Below are 15,615 nucleotides of genomic sequence, written 5' to 3'. Positions count from 1 at the left end.
TGGGCCCCGGCTTTCTCCCTGGGGGCGGGTCAGCCGATCGGACCGCTGAACTTCGCCGCGGGCAGCAAGGTGGCCGGACTGACGTCCGCACTGATCTTCGTCGTGCCCTCGGGAACCTCGTAGGCGACGACGCCGCTCGCGGACTCGCCCGGCAGGATGTCGCCCCTGATCATCTTCGGCAGGTCGCCGTCGAAGACGATCTTGCCGGTCATGCCGTTGTCGTCACGGACGTTGGGCATCGCGTAGATGACGTTGACGGTCTTGTCCGAGTCGTTGGTGATGGTGACGGTCATCTGGACCGCGTTCCCCACCTTCAGGTACTCGTTCTTCGTCACGTACTTCTTCGGCGCGCTGATGCTCACCTTGACGCCGCTGGGGTACGTGAACGTCTCGCCGAACGGCAGCGCGCTGGTCATGCCCGGGACCTGGGACGGCGACGGGGACTTCGAGGGGTACGTGGGCTTCGACGGGTACGGGTACGGGGACTTCGACGGCCACGGATCGCTGCTGGGGTACGGGCCCAGCTCCATCTGCTCCTCGTCGATCTTCCGGTCGATGCGGTCGACGACGCCGGCGGTGAGGAAGAAGCCGACGACCGAGGCGCCGAGGCCGACCACGCCGAGGACGGTGCCCAGGATGGCCAGCGGCTTGTGCGGTGCGCCCTTGGAGGCGCGGACGAGGGCGCCGATGCCCAGGCCGATGCCGACCGCGGCGGTCAGCGTGCCGGCCCAGAAGAGGAAGGGGATGAGGCCGAAGATGATGCCGAAGCCGCCGACGATGAGGGCGGCGACGGCCAGCCCGTTGGTGGTCGGGGGGCCCTGCGGGTTCGGGGGGTACGGGAACGAGCCGTAGCCGACGGGGGGCTGGCCCCAGGCGTTGGCGGGGGCGCCGGGGGCGCCCGGAACGCCGTAGCCGCCGACGGGCGGGGCCGGAGCGGCCGGGGTGGGCGGGGCGAACTGCGACGCGACGGTGGGTGCCGTGGGTGCCGTCGGTTCCGTGGGCGCCGGGGCGGGCGGGGCGGAGTGCAGCGGGACCGTTGCCGGTTCCGTGACCTCCGCGGGCTCCGCGGCTTCCGGGGTGGCCGGGGCGGGCTCCAGCGGGACGGTTGCCGGTTCCGCGGGCTCCGGGGTGGTCGGAGCCGGCTGCAACGGGACGGTCGCCGCTTCCGAGGCCTGCGGCGCCGGGGTCTTCTCCAGCGACAGCGCGGGCGCGGGCTTGGCCTCGGGCTCGGGCGTGGGCGTGGGCTCGGGCTCGGGCGTGGGCTCCGGTATGGAGGCCGTCTCGGGAACGGGGATGCCCGCGGGCTCCGTCGGCGGACCGGCGGGGGTGCTGGGCGGGTTCGGCGGGGTACTCATACCGGCGGGGTCGTCCTTTTGTCTCAGCAGCTCTGATCACCGCTAGGGTGCCATGCCGACGACTCGCCCCCGCTCGAATTCCCGTGCGGTCCTTGTCCCGGTCCGGTCCCGGTCCTGTACCAATCAGGTCCGGGACCGCACGGACGATCCCCGGGGCCCGTCAGAGCTGGTAGCCGAGCACCGTCATCATCCCGGACTCCGAGTGGTAGACGTTGTGGCAATGCATCATCCACAGCCCGGGGTTGTCCGCGTCGAAGTCCGCGGTCAGCTTCCCGCCCGGCAGGATGATCGCGGTGTCCTTGCGCGCCCCGCCTGCCTGGCCGCCCAGCGCGAAGGTGTGCCCGTGCAGGTGCACCGGGTGCCACATCGCCGACTGGTTGCTGAACTCCAGGCGGACCCGCTCGCCCGCCTTCACCGGGTGCCGCTGGTCCGGCGTGTACGGCTTGCCGTCGAAGGCCCAGTTGTACCTGGCCATGGAGCCGGTCAGCCGGACCTGCACCGTACGGTCGGGCTCGCGCGGCTCCAGTACGGCCGGACCCGCGGCCTTGAGCGCGTCCGCCATCAGCGGCCGCACGTCCAGCTCGGCCGGGCGGGTCGCGGCGGTGGGCGCCGTCCCCGCCCCGGTGCGCAGCACCGCGAGCGCCGACTGGCCCTTGCCCTCGGCCAGCGCGGTGAGCGGGAACACCCCGTCCTGCGCGGTGACCAGGACGTCGTACCGCTCGCCCATGCCCAGCAGCAGTGAGCTCGCCTTCGCGTGCTCCACCGGGAAGCCGTCGGTGTGGGTGACCGTCAGCTCGTGGCCGCCGAGGGCGATCCGGAAGGCGGTGTCCCCGCCGGCGTTGATGATGCGCAGCCGGATCCGGTCCCCGGGGCGGGCGGTGAAGACCGACGGGTCGTCCGCCACCCGGCCGTTGATCAGGTAGTGCGGGTAGACGACGTCGCCCGCGTCCCCGCCGAGGAGTTCGCTGTTGCCGCCCATCATCACGTGGGAGCCCCCGCCGGCGCCGCCGGGGGCGGGCGCCTGTCCGTGGGCGTGGCCCGCGGCGGGCATGCCCTTGCGGAGCTCGGCGAGGACGGCGTCGGGCGTGGCTCCGTCCACTCCGTCGATCCAGTCGTCCAGGACCACGACCCACTCCTTGTCGTAGGAGAGGGGTTCCTTCGGGTCCTCGATGATGAGCGGGGCGTAGAGGCCGCGGTCCTGCTGGACCCCGGTGTGCGGGTGGAACCAGTACGTGCCCGGGTGCGTGACGGCGAACTTGTACGCGAAGGATCCGCCCGGGGCGATGTCCCGCTGCGTCAGCGCGGGGACCCCGTCCATGTCGTTGCGCAGCGCGATGCCGTGCCAGTGCAGGGAAGTGGCCTCGGGGAGGTTGTTGGCCAGGGTGAGGGCGAGGGTGCCGCCCGCGGTGGCCCGGACCTCCTGGCCCGGCAGCTTGCCCCCGTACGCCCAGGAGCGGACGGTGCGGCCGCCGCCGAGGTCGAGCGGGGTGGCGGTGGCGGTGAGCTTGGCCTCGGTGAGCGGACCGGTGGCCTTGCGGGCGGCCTCGGCGGCCTGGACCTCGGGCCCGGCCGGGTCGACGTAGCCCGCGGGGCCGTCGGCGACGGAGCCGCCGTGGTTCATGGAGCCGTGCTCCGTGCCGGAGGAACCGGAACGGGAGCCGGAGCCGGAGCAGGCGGCGAGGAGTCCGGAGCCGATGACGGCGGCGGACGCGCCGAGCACGGCGCGGCGGGTGGGACGAGTGGGGCTGGTGGGAAGAGAGCGCATGGGAGCACCTCGTGGGTGTGGTGTACGGGTTCATGGGCGCGATCCGGCGCCGCCCCGCGGGCATGCGGGCATGCCGACATGCGGGCACGCGGGGGCGACGGCGAGGCGGGCCTATATCCGCAGTACCGCCAGCCGGGTGAGGAGTTCGCGGGGTGAGGGCGGGTCCGGGCCACCGGACCGGCCCGGTATGCGGGCCGCGCCCCCGAGCGGCGCGGTGTCGCGGGAGCCGGCCGGTCCGGCGCCGAGGTACAGCAGGACGAGCCCGGTGAGCACGGCGAGGCAGACGGACATGGGGTCCATGCCGGTTCCGGGCAGGGGCGCCTCGGCGACGGATATCGGGTCCTGCGCCGCCTCCTGGGCGTGGCGCGAGCCACCGTGCTCGGCCTGACCGGCATGGCCCGCCTGGCTGGCCTGACCGGCATGGCCGGGGGACCCGGCCGAGGCAACGGAGTGGGCCGCGGGCGCGTCTTCCATGGCGTGGGAGTCAGCCGGATGGCCCAGGGTGTGCATGGTCACGATGCCCAGCAACAGCGCGGCGAGCAGCAGCAGCCGGGCCCCCGGGGCTGCTCGCTCGGCACTGCGCATCATGAGCGGAACCCTACCCGGGGTGGGTATCCGATCATAGGACCGACCCCGGGTCTGCCTAGGATTAGTCACACTATGTCCCCCCATGGCCTCTCTCCGCGGACCGCCTGGCCGGTCGCCACCCTCATAGGCCTGGCCGGGGCCGCCTACACGGCGTGGGTGCTCGAAGTCGTCCTCTCCACGGGCCTCAACCCCATCGAGACGTACGTCAGCGAGCTCGCCGCCCAGGACCAGCCGCTCGGCGGCCTCTTCCGGGCCACCGACTTCACCGCGGGGCTGCTCGCCTTCACGGGAGGACTGCTGGCACTGTTCCGGCTGCTGAAGTACGCCGAATCCCGCCGCCTCTGGGCGGTCGTCGGCTGGGCCGGAATCACCCTCTTCGGCGCGGCCACCGCCGCCGACGCCTGGCTGCCGCTGAGCTGCACGCCCACCGTGGACCCCGTGTGCGCGGCCCGGGAGACCGCCGGGCTCGTCCCCGCCACCCATCAGGCCCATGCCATCAGCAGCAGCCTCGCCATGACCGGAGCCCTGGTCGCGGTGATGGCCCTCACCGTGGCCGCGCGCCGCTACGGCTGGTTCGCCCCGCTCGCCCGCTACGGCCCCGCGCTCGTCGTCCTCGAGCTGCTCGCCACCGTCTGGACCCTGTCCGCCATCGCCCTGTTCACCGCCGGGCGCGGGACCTGGGCCCTGGGGGCCGGACAGCGGCTCCAGGTGCTGTTCGTGGCGCTCTGGCTGGTCCTGCTCGCGTACTCGGTCCACAAGGAACGCCGCACATGAGCCGCGCGGGCCGGTTCGTCCGCGTGGACGGGATCCCGCTGCACGTCGTCGTCGAGGGCAGCGGCCCCGTGTGCGTGCTCAGCGCCGGGCTCGCCCTGGCCTGGTTCGACTGGGACCCGGTCGCCGCGCTGCTCGCCGCCCGCGGCCGTACCGTCGTCCGCTTCGACCGCCCCGGACACGGCCTCAGCGGCCCGGCCACCGCGCCCCCGACCACCGCCGGGGAAGCCCGCCGGATCGCCGGCCTGCTGGACGCGCTGGGGCTCACCAGCCCGGTCACCGGCCCCGTCACCGTCGTCGGGCACTCCATCGCCGGCTTTCACGCCGAAGCCTTCGCCCGCCTGTACCCGGAGCGCACCGCCGCCCTCGTGCTGGTCGACTCCAGCGTGGAGGAGACCCCCCGGGCGCTGCTGCCCGCAGGGCTGCGCACCGGCGCCGCCCGCGGGCTCGGCCGGGCGGTGACCGCCGCCGGGCTGCCGGCCGCACTGGGGCCGCGGGCCCGGCGGGCAGCCGTACGGGCCTCCAGAGTCGGCGGCTCCGACCCGGCCCCGCGGGACCTCGTACGGCGCTGCTACCGCACGGGCCGCGTCTGGCGCGGCGCCCTGCTGGAGAACTCCCGCTACCCGGACATGGCCGCCGAGCTGCTCGCCCTGCGCGCGGCGCACCCGCTGGCCGCCCCCGCCACCGTCATCGCCGCTCACGACGGCACCTCCGGCCGCCGCGCGCTGCGCTGGCCGGCCCGCCAGGCCGAGCTCGCCGACCGGCTCGGCGCCCGCTTCGAGGTCGCCGAGCCCGCCGGACACCTGGTCATGCTGGACCGCCCGGACCAGGTGGCCCGGGCGGTCCGCACGGCTCCCGGTCAGCTTCTCGCGTAGACCTTCTCGGCCCAGCCGGCTATCTGCTCCTCGGAGAGGTGCTTGGCCAGGTCGGCCTCGCTGATCATGCCGACCAGCTTCTTGTTCTTGATCACCGGCAGTCGGCGGATCTGGTGGCTCTGCATCTCCTCCAGCACTTCGGAGACGTCCGCGCCCGCGTCGATCCAGCGCGGCGTCCCCTGCGCCATGTCACCGGCGGTGGTCTTCGACGGGTCGCGGCCCTTGGCCACGCAGCCCACGACGATGTCGCGGTCGGTCAGGATGCCGCAGAGCCGCTCGTCGGCGTCGCTGATGGGCAGCGCGCCCACATTGAGACTGCTCATGAGCTCTGCGGCCCGGTCCAGGGTCTCGGTGGCGGGGATCCACTGGGCCCCCTTGTGCATGATCTCTCCGGCGGTGGTCATCGCGTCAACCTCCTGAGCGCCGTGTGCGGCGGGCGCGGATGCGCCCGCCTCGGCGTCCCCATCGTCATTCGGCCGTTCGGCCCACGCGACTCCACACGGGGGAGTACACGCCCGTACGGGTGAAAGGGCGCCTCCCACCACCGTACGAGCGTGTCCCGTCAGCCGCGCGGCGCGGCCCCGCGCTGCTTCAGCATGTCCGCCATCAGGGTGAGCTCCGAGCGCTGGGCGTCGACCATGCCCTGCGCCAGCGCCCGCTCGACCGGGGTCTCGCACTGCTGCGCACAGCCCTCGGCCATCGTGACGCCGCCCTGGTGGTGGTCGGTCATCAGCTGGAGGAAGAGCACCTCCGCGTCCCGGCCCTCGGCGGAGCCGAGCCGGGCCAGCTCCTCCTTGGTGGCCATGCCGGGCATCAGCGCGCCCGGCTTGGCGGCGCCGTGGCCCGCGTGCCCGCCGTGGCCCCCCGAAGTCCCCATCCAGGACATCGGCGGCTCGTCGGCCACCACCTTCGGCAGCCCCCACAGGTCCAGCCAGCCGAGCAGCATGCCCCGCTGGTTGGCCTGGGTGTTGGCGATGTCGTAGGCGAGGGTGCGCACCGCCTCGTCCTGGGTGCGGTCCCGGACGATGAAGGACATCTCCACCGCCTGCTGGTGATGCACCGCCATGTCCCGGGCGAAGCCGGCGTCCGGCGAGTGCAGCCCGGGCGTACGGGCCGCCGTACCGGCGGTGCCGGCCGCACCTTCCGACGTACCGGAACCGCTGCCGTTGGCGGCGGCCACGGTGGCCGCCGCCGCGAACAGCAGCGCCAGCAGGACGGCCGTGCCCGCGACCCAGTACGTACGGGGGACCGGGGTGCGGGGGACCGGCGTACGGGCGATCGGGCCGCTCACTTGCCGGCCACCCCGCTCGTGCAGGCCGCGCCCGGCTCCGGGGTCTGCTCGCCCTGCACGTACTTGGTGAAGAACTGCGCCACCCGGGGGTCGTCGGCGTTGTCCACGGTCAGCTGCTTGCCCCACGCGCTGAGCATGATCGAGCCGCTCTGCTCCTTGACCGGGCTCATCAGCGAGTACGGGGTCTTCTCCACCCTCGCGGAGAGCTTGTCGAGGTCGGCCTTGGCGGCCTTCTCGTTGTACGTCACCCAGACCGCGCCGTGCTCCAGCGAGTGCACGGCGTTCACCTCGGGCACCGGGTTCTTGTAGACGTCGCCGTTGCAGTTCATCCAGCGGGGGTGGTGGTCACCGCCGACCGGAGGGTTCATCTCGTACTTCACCGGGGTCTCGACGTGATTGCGGCCGAACTTCGTCGCGTCCCACAGCTGCTCGCCCTCGACGGGCTTCTTGCGGATCTCCTGCTGCTCCTTGAGGAACTTCGCCGCGGCGTCCTTCTTGCGCTGCTCGGTCTGCTTCTGGTCGATCAGCACCCAGGCGCCGAAACCCACGAGACCGACGACGATGGCCGACGAGACGGTGATCGCGATGGCCTTGTTGCGCCGCTCCCGCACCTTGTCGGCGCGGCGCATCTCGGCTATGCGCGCCTGGCGGGAGTGCGGGTCGGTGTGCTGGGGGGTCCTGCCGGACTTGCTGGCCATGTGCCCTGGTTCCTTCTGCTGAGGGGGGTGGACGGAACGCGAAACCAAACCGGACCCGTCAGGTCCGTAGCACCTGGAGGACATGCAGGTCAGGGGCGCGGGCCGGCGGCTCGGGCGGCCGGACCCGGCCGGCCCCGGCGGCCCGCACGGCGGGCGGCGGCTCGCCGCCGGCCATGGTGACGGCGGGCGGCGGCGTGGGCAGCACGCCCGGGGTCACGTGCTGGAGGGACGAGCAGCCGGGCAGGTCGTACGGGGACACGCAGACGGCGTGCGTCGCACCGTGGGCCCGGGCGTGGGCCTGCGTCTGCGCCTGGGCCTGGGCCTGCACGGCGTGCGACTCGACGGCGGGGCGGGCACAGAGGAACAGCACGCCGACCAGCACGCCGAGGACGGGCACCAGCAAGGCACACCGAAGCACGAGACGTCCGCGACGCCCCTGCTGCGTGTGCTGCGTGTGCTGCGCGTGCTGCTGCGTGTACTGCCGGCCCCCCATGGGCGCAGATGGTAATGCTCATGACGGGACCGAGGTCAGAGCGGGGGTGTCACGACCTTTGAGGGGTGCGTAATGTGGCGGAAACCACCGCTGGCGATACTGGTCCGTCCCCAGCTGTGCGCCGGGCCCCCTCGGCGGTGGTGCACAGGCCGTCTGAACTGCGAGGATGAAGGCATGGACAAGCAGCAGGAATTCGTCCTCCGGACGCTTGAGGAGCGCGACATCCGCTTCGTGCGCCTGTGGTTCACCGACGTACTGGGCTTCCTCAAGTCCGTCGCGGTCGCCCCCGCGGAGCTGGAGCAGGCCTTCGACGAGGGCATCGGCTTCGACGGCTCCGCGATCGAGGGCTTCGCGCGGGTCTACGAGTCCGACATGATCGCCAGGCCGGACCCGAGCACCTTCCAGATACTGCCGTGGCGCGCCGAGGCCCCCGGGACCGCCCGGATGTTCTGCGACATCCTGATGCCGGACGGCTCCCCGTCCTTCGCGGACCCCCGCTACGTCCTCAAGCGCATCCTCGCCAAGACCTCCGACCTGGGCTTCACCTTCTACACCCACCCGGAGATCGAGTTCTTCCTGCTGAAGGACAAGCCGCTCGACGGCACCCGGCCCACCCCCGCCGACAACTCCGGCTACTTCGACCACACCCCGCAGAACGTGGGCATGGACTTCCGCCGCCAGGCGATCACCATGCTCGAATCGATGGGCATCTCGGTCGAGTTCAGCCACCACGAGGGCGCCCCCGGCCAGCAGGAGATCGACCTCCGCTACGCCGACGCGCTCTCCACGGCCGACAACATCATGACCTTCCGCCTCGTCATGAAGCAGGTCGCCCTGGAACAGGGCGTCCAGGCCACCTTCATGCCGAAGCCCTTCTCCGAATACCCCGGCTCGGGCATGCACACCCACCTCTCCCTCTTCGAGGGCGACCGCAACGCCTTCTACGAGTCGGGCGCCGAGTACCAGCTCTCGAAGGTCGGCCGCTCCTTCATCGCGGGCCTGCTGAAGCACGCGGCGGAGACCGCGGCCGTCACCAACCAGTGGGTCAACTCCTACAAGCGCATCTGGGGCGGCTCCTCCCGCAGCGCCGGCGCGGGCGGCGAGGCCCCCTCGTACATCTGCTGGGGCCACAACAACCGCTCGGCCCTGATCCGCGTCCCGATGTACAAGCCGGGCAAGACGGGCTCCTCCCGCGTCGAGGTCCGCTCGATCGACTCGGGCGCCAACCCCTACCTCACGTACGCCGTCCTCCTGGCGGCCGGCCTCAAGGGCATCGAGGAGGGCTACGAACTCCCGGCGGGCGCCGACGACGACGTCTGGGCCCTCTCCGACGCCGAACGCCGCGCGATGGGCATCGAACCCCTCCCGCAGAACCTCGGAGAGGCGATCTCCCTGATGGAACGCAGCGAACTGGTCGCCGAAACCCTCGGCGAGCACGTCTTCGACTTCTTCCTCCGCAACAAGAAGCAGGAATGGGAGGAATACCGCTCGGAGGTCACCGCCTTCGAACTCCGCAAGAACCTCCCGGTGCTGTAGCCGCAGCTCACAGCCCCACCGGGCACGCTCCATCCCTCCGGGCCGACGGTCGATGACCGTCGGCCCGGAGGCGTCTTGCCGGCTGCTCGCGGTGCACCCGTTTGGATCTGTTGATTAGTGCTATTTGTGGATGATCTGCATTTCTCGACGTGGCTTGACGGTCGTTCGGCTGGGCACGGGTCAGGCTCGCCCTCGGGCGCGGGAAATCCCCGAGCCGATCGGGAGGAGCAAGTAGATGAGTCCTGCGTGCAAGACAGGGTCTCGGCTCGGGCCACTGCCCCGACGGGGCGCGTGGATGACCGGCGGCACGCTCGCCGCGCTCGCGCTGGTCCTGGCGGGCGGCGTGGCTGGTCCGGCCGCCGCCGCGGCACGGAGCATGGGTGACGGCGTGAGTGTGGTGAGCCTTGCGGACGGCAGAGGCGACGAGTGCCGGGGTGGGTCGGACCACGACCACCCGAAGGGCGTTCACCACGCCGGGGGCGGCGGTGACGACGACTGTGCGAGAGGGGCGACGGGAGCCACCGGCCCGAGAGGCCCGAGGGGTGAGGCGGGTGAGACCGGCGCGACGGGTGCCACGGGGGCGACCGGTGCCCCCGGTGCCCCCGGTGCGACCGGTGCCACAGGCGCGACCGGTGCGCCCGGCGCCACCGGTGCGACCGGTGCGACGGGTACGGGTGCGACCGGCGCGACGGGTACGGGTGCCACGGGGGCCACGGGTGCGACCGGCGCGACGGGTGCCACGGGGGCGACCGGCGCGACCGGAGGTGCGGCCTTCACCATCAATGAGGTCTTCGGCAACGTCGTCACCGTGGAACCGGGCGCCAGCGGCACGAGCGAGGCAGACTGTGCCACGGGCGAGGGGGCGGTCTCTGTCGGTTGGGAGACACGTCCCGGGCTTGTCCCGGGCTATTCCCGGCGGGAGACCGGCGGTTGGCGCGTGACCTTCGACAACCTTGGCACCAGCGCTCAGGGAGGAATGATCTTCCTGTACTGCTCACCGTCCGCATCGTTGTAGAGGTACCCGGCACTGCTCTGCGCTGGGCCGGTGTCAGTGGACCGCGCGGTGCCAGGTGGGGTGGGTGCGGGTCGCGGGGGTGGTGGACGTGTGGAGTTCGGCGTCCAGGCCCAGGACTGCCGTCGTGGTGGTGCCGGTGGGTTCGAGGACGGCCGCCGGGGCGCCCGCGAAGAGCATGCGGGATTCCGCCCAGGCGGGTGGGCCGCCGAGGCCCGTGGTGCTGATGGTGCCGCTGTCCGCGCGGCCCGCCACCAGGCGGCCCGCGGCGCCGACCGCGCCGTAGCCGGCCCGGCCGCCCGCCTCCGCGACGCTGGAGACCTGGGGCTTGGCGGCGCCCGCCGTGACCAGGGCCGTGCGGACGACGCCCGAGTCCGGGCGGCGGAAGTACAGGCGGACGCCCGCGCCGTCCGGGGACGCCGAGAGGGGGACCGTCGTGGCGGGCAGACCCGTCGGCACCGGGCCGGCCAGGGGGGTGCCCGGGGTGGGCTGGATCCAGGTCACGATCGACGTGGTGGTGGTGGCGTACACGTGGCGCCGCCCGGCGGCGTCGACCGCCGTCACCGGGTCGCTCTGCAGGTCCTCGCCGCCCAGGCGCTGCCAGGGGGAGAAGTCGCCGTCCGGCTGCTGGGTGGTGGCGCGCAGGGTGCGGCGGGAGTCGCGGAGGTAGACGGTGAGCAGGCCGTCCGCGTCCACGGCCGCCGCGGGGGCGCTGATCGCCGAGGTGCCGTCGTCGTCGGACTTCTCGGGGGTGCCGAGCGACTGCCACGGGCCGAACGGGCCGTCGGGCACCGCCTGGACGGCGTACACGACCTCGCGCCGGTAGTCGGTGGGCGCGGAGCCGAAGGTCGTACGGGTGGCGAGGACGGCGATGCGGCCGCCCGGGAGGCGGACGGTGGTCGCCCCCGGGTCGATGCCCGTGCCCGGGAGGAGGGTCGGGCCGGCCCAGCTGCCGCCGGGGGCCCGCGTCCAGTACGCGCTCTGGCCGTCGAGCGTGGCGAACGCCCAGAGGCGGCCCGGCGTTCCCTCCGCCAGCCAGGAGGTGTTGTCGGCGCGGGTGTAGCGCAGCGACTGGGCCCAGTTGCGCCCGGTCGGGTTGCCCGCGACCTTGCGGTCGCCGCAGCCCGAGGGGGAACCGCAGTAGTCCTGGTGGTCCTGCCAGGCGTAGGTCCGCAGGAAGCCGGTCTTCGTCTCGGCCGTCTGCGGGTCCAGCGCGTGCGGGAGGGTGCTGTTGTGGTAGCCGAGGTAGCTCTGGACCGAGAACCGCGGCCGGTCCTGGACCCGGCCGGCGTAGGCGGCGGTGGCGGCCTGCACGAAGCGCGCGCCGTACATGTGGTCCTGGTGGTCGGTGAAGCGGCCGTTCTCGCCGTACCGGCCCGGCGTCGGGTCCTGCATCCGTATCGTCGTCGGACGGTACCGCTCCAGGACCCCGGCTATCGCCTGTATCAGCTGGTCCTTCGTGTACGTGTAGGGCTGCTTGACCGGGGTGCCGGAGGTCAGCTGGGACTCCAGCGCGGGTATCCGGCCGTTCCACAGGCCGCGCAGGCTCTCGGGGGTGTCGCCGGCGGTGCTGCGGGCCTCGCGCAGCATCAGCCACACCAGGTTGACCTGCGGTTTCGCTATGAGGACGTCGAGCTCGGCCCGGCCGCCGCCCGCGGTGGATATGACCGTACGCTTCCACGCGCTGGTGCGGTCCCCGGTGGCCATCTGGGCGTAGGCGGAGCGGATGCCGTTCTGCCGGGCCTCCGCGTAGTGGGTGCGGTCGGCGGGCTGTTCGGGGTCCTGGGCGGCGCCGCCGCGGGCCTCGTTGCGGCCGTCGGACTCGCCGGAGGTGAGGTACGCGGTGGTGACCTGGGTACCGGACAGCAGGGAGCGGCTGAGATCCGGGTTCATGAAGAAGAGGTCGTCGTCGGGGTGCGCGACGACCTGGACGACCGTCCCCGCGGTGACGCTCGCGGGGAGGACGACCGTCGGGTTGTCCTGAGTGGCCTCGGCCGAGGTCTGCTGGCCGGAGGCCACGGAGAGCACGCCGGTGGCGCCGGCTGTCAGCACGGTGAGCAGAGCCGCGAAGCGGCGGCGGGTCACGGGCATCGGGTCACGCCTTGGGGTCCGTTCCGGGCGGGAAAAACCGCTGAGCAGTCAAAGAGAGGCCAAATCGGCGAACTTGGTTCACCGCTTTCGCCGATGACTCCCGCTTTCCGGAAACGACCGGACGTGATTGTGCCTTGTGGAGATTTTGATCCCGTTATGTGACCGAAATGTGGACGCTGTTCGTCCGCCCCCCAGGCTCAACTGGCTTACCGCTACGGGGCCGTGCCGCTACGGGCCCGTGTTGCGCGGCCCCACCGGCAGCCACGGCGCCAGGTGCGCGTCCGGGGCGTCCGCCGAAGACGTCACGTACAGGCGGGCGTCGAGCCCCACCACCGCCAGACTGACCATGTTCTTCCCGGTCATCGTGGAGGACGGCGCGCCGACGAACATCAACGGAGACCGCTCCCACGGCCGGCCCCGCCCGACGTCCGAACCCAGCTGCCCGCCCGCCGCGCGGCCCGCCAGTACGTGCCCGCTCGCCGTCACCGAGCCGAAGCCGCTGAGCCCGCCGAGGTCGGTCAGGTTGTTCACCTTCAGGCCGTCGTCGCCCGTCACCAGGGCGGTACGGACATTGCCCGAGCCGGGCTTGCGGAACCACAGCCGCACCCCGCCCTCGCGGCCCTGCGCGGTCAGCGGGAGCGTGGTGTCCGGCAGTCCGGTGGCCGTGACCGGGCCGAGCGGAGCGCCCGGCGTCGGCTGCGCCCAGCCCACCACCGTCTTGGAGGTGGCGGAGAACACCATGCGCCGCCCGGCGCCGTCGGTCGCGGTGGCCGGGGTGCCGTGCAGGTCGGCGCCGCCGTACTTCTCCCACGGGCCCCAGCCGCCGTCCGCCTGCTGCACCCGGCCGCGCAGGGTGCTCGAACCGTCGCGGACGTACGCCGCCAGCTGCCCGGTGCCGTCGAGGGAGACGGCCGGCGCGCTGATGTCGGAGGTCCACGTCTCGTCCGCGGTCTCGGGGGTTCCGAGCGACTGCCACTCGCCGAACTCCGCCGCGCCCGGGCTCTTCTGGACGGCGTGGACGACCTCGCGCCTGTAGTCGGCCGGCTTCGCGCCGAAGGAGGTGCGGGTGCCGAAGGCGGCTATCCGGCCGTCCTTCAGGGTGACGGTGGTGACGCCCGGGTCCATGCCGGTGCCCGGCAGCAGGTCCGGCCCGCGCCACGGGCCGACCAGGCCCGGCCGGTGCCAGACGGCGACCTGGCCGTCGAGCACCTTGAAGGCCCACAGGCCGTGGTCCTTGTCGGAGGTCAACCAGGAAGTGCTGTTGCCGCGGGCGTAGTTGATGGCGTCCGACCACCGGTTGCCGGCCGGGTGGTCGGCCACCTTGAGGTCGCCGCACCCGGCGTCGCTGCCGCAGTGGTTCTGCCTGTCCAGCCAGGCGTAGACGTCCAGGATGTCGAGCTTCTCCTTGGCCTCGTCCGGGTCCAGGGCGCTGGGGAGGTAGCCGTTGAAGTAGCCGAGGTAGTTCTGGAGCGCGAAGTGCGGGCGGTCCTTGACGTCCTTCGCGTAGGCGGCGGTGGCCATCTGCACGAAGCGGGCGCCGTAGAAGTGGTCCTGGTGGTCGGTGTACCGCTTGGTGTCGGGGAACCGGCCGGGGGTCGGGTCCTGGGAGCGGACGGTCGTCGGCTTGTACTGCTCCATGACGCCGACCAGGGTCTGGACGACCTGCTCCTTCGTGTACGTGTACTTCTGCTTGACCGGGGTCCCGGAGGAGAGCATCGACTCCAGACGGGGAACCTTGCCGTCCCACAGGCCGTGCAGGCTGTCCGGGACGTCGGCGTAGACGTTGCCGGCCTCGCGGAGCTGCAGCCAGACGAGGTTGACCTGGGGCTTGGCGACGAGGACGTCGACCTCGGCCTGGCCGCCGCCCTTCGTCGGGACGACGGTGCGCTTCCAGGGGCTGCTGCGGTCGCCGGTGGCCATCTTGGCGTAGGCGGCGCGGATGCCGTTCTGGCGGGCCTCGGCGTAGGCGGGCTTGTTGGGCGGGGTGGTGGCCTCCTTGGCGGCGCCCGCGTTGATGCCGTCGGCTTCGCCGGAGGTGAGGTACACCGAGGTCACGGGGTGGCCGGCGGATATGGAGTAGCGCAGGTCCGGATTCATGAAGTAGAGGTCGTCATCGGGGTGCGCGATGATCTGGAGCACCCGGCCCGGGTCGGGTGCGTCGGCGGGGGCCACGGGGGCGCTGGCCTTGCTGTCGGGGGCGGCGGGGGCGTCGAGGCGGTCGAGGGCCTCGTTCCCCCGGAGTATGAGCATGCTGCCGGCGACGACGGCCGCGCAGAACGCGACGGCCTTGACGAGGCCGGCCCAGCGGAGCCGGGTTCGCTGCGCTTGCAGGGCGGGTCCGGGTTCGTGGCGGGCGCCGGCCTTGCCGGTGTCGCTGCCGCTGCCGCCACCGGTGCCCGTGCCGCCGTCGGCCCGGCGGCGCCCGCGCTTGGCCTGCGGCGCCGCGGGGGCCTTCGCGCGGCCGCGTCGGCCGCCGCCGCGCGGGGCGCTGCTGCTGCCGCCGCGTTCGGCCTCGCGGGCCAGCCGCGCGGCCTTTCGTCCGCCCTGCGGGGAGACGTCCGGGGCCGTGTCGGGGGCGGCTTCGGCCTGCGGGACTTCGGGGGCCTGCGGGACTTGGGGCGCGCGCGTCACGCGCGTCACCTGCGGCTCCCCGGCCGGGGCGGCGTGCCGGCTCGGGTCCCAGGCTTCGGTCGGGTGCGGGTGCGGGTGCGGGTGCGGGTGCGGGTGGGGGTGCGGGTGCGGGTGCGCGTAGGGCATGTCGGCCTGCGGGGCCCAGGCCTGCCCCGGGTGCGGCTGCTCCCAGGCGCGGGCGTGTGCGGCGGAGTCGTCCCAGGCTCCGGCCGCCGGGGCCGGTCGGGGAGCGGTGTGCCCGTGCGGCAAGGGCGGCCGGTCCCAGGCGTGTTCGGCCGACGGACCCTGCGGGGCCCAGGCTTCAGGAGTCTGCCAGGCTGGGTCGGCTGACGCCCGGTCGGGATCGGCCGAGGCCGGCGCACCCTGCGGGTACGACGGCCCCTGCGGGTACGACGGCCCCTGCGGGTACGACGTCCCCTGCGGGTACGACGGCCCCTGCGGGTACGACGTCCCCTGCGGGTACGACGGCCCCTGCGGGTACGACGTCCCCTGCGGGTACGACGGCCCCT

General features: G+C 73.1%; 12 protein-coding genes. 3 read left to right on the top strand and 9 right to left on the bottom strand.

Features of this window, described 5'->3' with window-relative positions; genetic code table 11:
• Nucleotides 1-29: 29 nt before the first annotated feature.
• The 3 genes from ACZ45T_RS21660 to ACZ45T_RS21650 form a co-directional block, all read right to left on the bottom strand.
• Entirely contained in the window at nucleotides 30-1,355 is a 1,326-nt protein-coding gene (locus tag ACZ45T_RS21660; RefSeq protein ID WP_468443650.1) for a DUF4190 domain-containing protein, read from the bottom strand.
• A gap of 160 nt (nucleotides 1,356-1,515) precedes the next feature.
• Nucleotides 1,516-3,120: a multicopper oxidase family protein gene (locus ACZ45T_RS21655; protein ID WP_468443648.1), complete on the bottom strand. Its 1,605-nt coding sequence runs from the start codon at nucleotides 3,118-3,120 to the stop codon at nucleotides 1,516-1,518.
• A gap of 111 nt (nucleotides 3,121-3,231) precedes the next feature.
• On the bottom strand, nucleotides 3,232-3,708 hold the full coding sequence (locus ACZ45T_RS21650) for a hypothetical protein (protein WP_468443646.1): 477 nt from the start codon (nucleotides 3,706-3,708) through the stop codon (nucleotides 3,232-3,234).
• Nucleotides 3,709-3,780: 72 nt separating this feature from the next.
• Here ACZ45T_RS21650 and ACZ45T_RS21645 point away from each other — a divergent pair, with 72 nt between their 5' ends.
• On the top strand, nucleotides 3,781-4,482 hold the full coding sequence (locus ACZ45T_RS21645; RefSeq protein ID WP_468443644.1) for a DUF998 domain-containing protein: 702 nt from the start codon (nucleotides 3,781-3,783) through the stop codon (nucleotides 4,480-4,482).
• Complete coding sequence (locus ACZ45T_RS21640; protein ID WP_468443642.1) at nucleotides 4,479-5,354, top strand: alpha/beta fold hydrolase; 876 nt, start codon at nucleotides 4,479-4,481, stop codon at nucleotides 5,352-5,354. Before ACZ45T_RS21645 ends, ACZ45T_RS21640 begins: the two co-directional genes overlap by 4 nt.
• Here the strand turns inward: ACZ45T_RS21640 and ACZ45T_RS21635 are convergent.
• The 4 genes from ACZ45T_RS21635 to ACZ45T_RS21620 all read right to left on the bottom strand — a co-directional run bounded on the left by ACZ45T_RS21635 (nucleotide 5,339) and on the right by ACZ45T_RS21620 (nucleotide 7,836).
• The gene (locus tag ACZ45T_RS21635; protein WP_468443640.1) at nucleotides 5,339-5,758 is read right to left on the bottom strand and encodes a CBS domain-containing protein; all 420 of its coding nucleotides are present in this window, start codon (nucleotides 5,756-5,758) and stop codon (nucleotides 5,339-5,341) included. The genes ACZ45T_RS21640 and ACZ45T_RS21635 overlap by 16 nt on opposite strands.
• 158 nt (nucleotides 5,759-5,916) lie before the next feature.
• Nucleotides 5,917-6,645, bottom strand: a complete 729-nt coding sequence (locus tag ACZ45T_RS21630; RefSeq protein WP_468443638.1) for a DUF305 domain-containing protein — start codon at nucleotides 6,643-6,645, stop codon at nucleotides 5,917-5,919.
• A complete protein-coding gene (locus tag ACZ45T_RS21625; RefSeq protein WP_468443636.1) occupies nucleotides 6,642-7,343 on the bottom strand; it encodes a DUF3105 domain-containing protein in 702 nt (233 codons plus the stop codon). The genes ACZ45T_RS21630 and ACZ45T_RS21625 overlap by 4 nt, the downstream gene beginning before the upstream one ends.
• Before the next feature lie 58 nt (nucleotides 7,344-7,401).
• Nucleotides 7,402-7,836 (bottom strand): hypothetical protein, encoded by a 435-nt coding sequence (locus tag ACZ45T_RS21620; protein WP_468443634.1) that lies wholly within the window; start codon nucleotides 7,834-7,836, stop codon nucleotides 7,402-7,404.
• 174 nt (nucleotides 7,837-8,010) lie between these two features.
• Here ACZ45T_RS21620 and ACZ45T_RS21615 point away from each other — a divergent pair, with 174 nt between their 5' ends.
• Nucleotides 8,011-9,372: a glutamine synthetase family protein gene (locus ACZ45T_RS21615; protein WP_468443632.1), complete on the top strand. Its 1,362-nt coding sequence runs from the start codon at nucleotides 8,011-8,013 to the stop codon at nucleotides 9,370-9,372.
• A 1,048-nt stretch (nucleotides 9,373-10,420) separates the two neighbouring features.
• On the opposite strand, the gene ACZ45T_RS21610 is transcribed toward ACZ45T_RS21615, so the two are convergent.
• A complete protein-coding gene (locus ACZ45T_RS21610; RefSeq protein WP_468443630.1) occupies nucleotides 10,421-12,475 on the bottom strand; it encodes a PIG-L family deacetylase in 2,055 nt (684 codons plus the stop codon).
• Nucleotides 12,476-12,703: 228 nt separating this feature from the next.
• A partial coding sequence (locus ACZ45T_RS21605) for a PIG-L family deacetylase (protein WP_468443628.1) occupies nucleotides 12,704-15,615 on the bottom strand: 2,912 nt, incomplete at its 5' end.

This window comes from Streptomyces sp. NPDC030995 (assembly GCF_055571215.1).
Note: the sequence above shows the minus strand (reverse complement) of the source record. Positions and strands in the feature narration are given on the sequence as shown.

Bases quoted from the DNA above. Each gene is read 5' to 3' on its own strand.
- ACZ45T_RS21660 (WP_468443650.1), bottom strand. From the start codon at position 1,355: ATGAGTACCCCGCCGAACCCGCCCAGCACCCCCGCCGGTCCGCCGACG.
- ACZ45T_RS21655 (WP_468443648.1), bottom strand. From the start codon at position 3,120: ATGCGCTCTCTTCCCACCAGCCCCACTCGTCCCACCCGCCGCGCCGTG.
- ACZ45T_RS21650 (WP_468443646.1), bottom strand. From the start codon at position 3,708: ATGATGCGCAGTGCCGAGCGAGCAGCCCCGGGGGCCCGGCTGCTGCTG.
- ACZ45T_RS21645 (WP_468443644.1), top strand. From the start codon at position 3,781: ATGTCCCCCCATGGCCTCTCTCCGCGGACCGCCTGGCCGGTCGCCACC.
- ACZ45T_RS21640 (WP_468443642.1), top strand. From the start codon at position 4,479: ATGAGCCGCGCGGGCCGGTTCGTCCGCGTGGACGGGATCCCGCTGCAC.
- ACZ45T_RS21635 (WP_468443640.1), bottom strand. From the start codon at position 5,758: ATGACCACCGCCGGAGAGATCATGCACAAGGGGGCCCAGTGGATCCCC.
- ACZ45T_RS21625 (WP_468443636.1), bottom strand. From the start codon at position 7,343: ATGGCCAGCAAGTCCGGCAGGACCCCCCAGCACACCGACCCGCACTCC.
- ACZ45T_RS21620 (WP_468443634.1), bottom strand. From the start codon at position 7,836: ATGGGGGGCCGGCAGTACACGCAGCAGCACGCGCAGCACACGCAGCAC.
- ACZ45T_RS21615 (WP_468443632.1), top strand. From the start codon at position 8,011: ATGGACAAGCAGCAGGAATTCGTCCTCCGGACGCTTGAGGAGCGCGAC.
- ACZ45T_RS21610 (WP_468443630.1), bottom strand. From the start codon at position 12,475: ATGCCCGTGACCCGCCGCCGCTTCGCGGCTCTGCTCACCGTGCTGACA.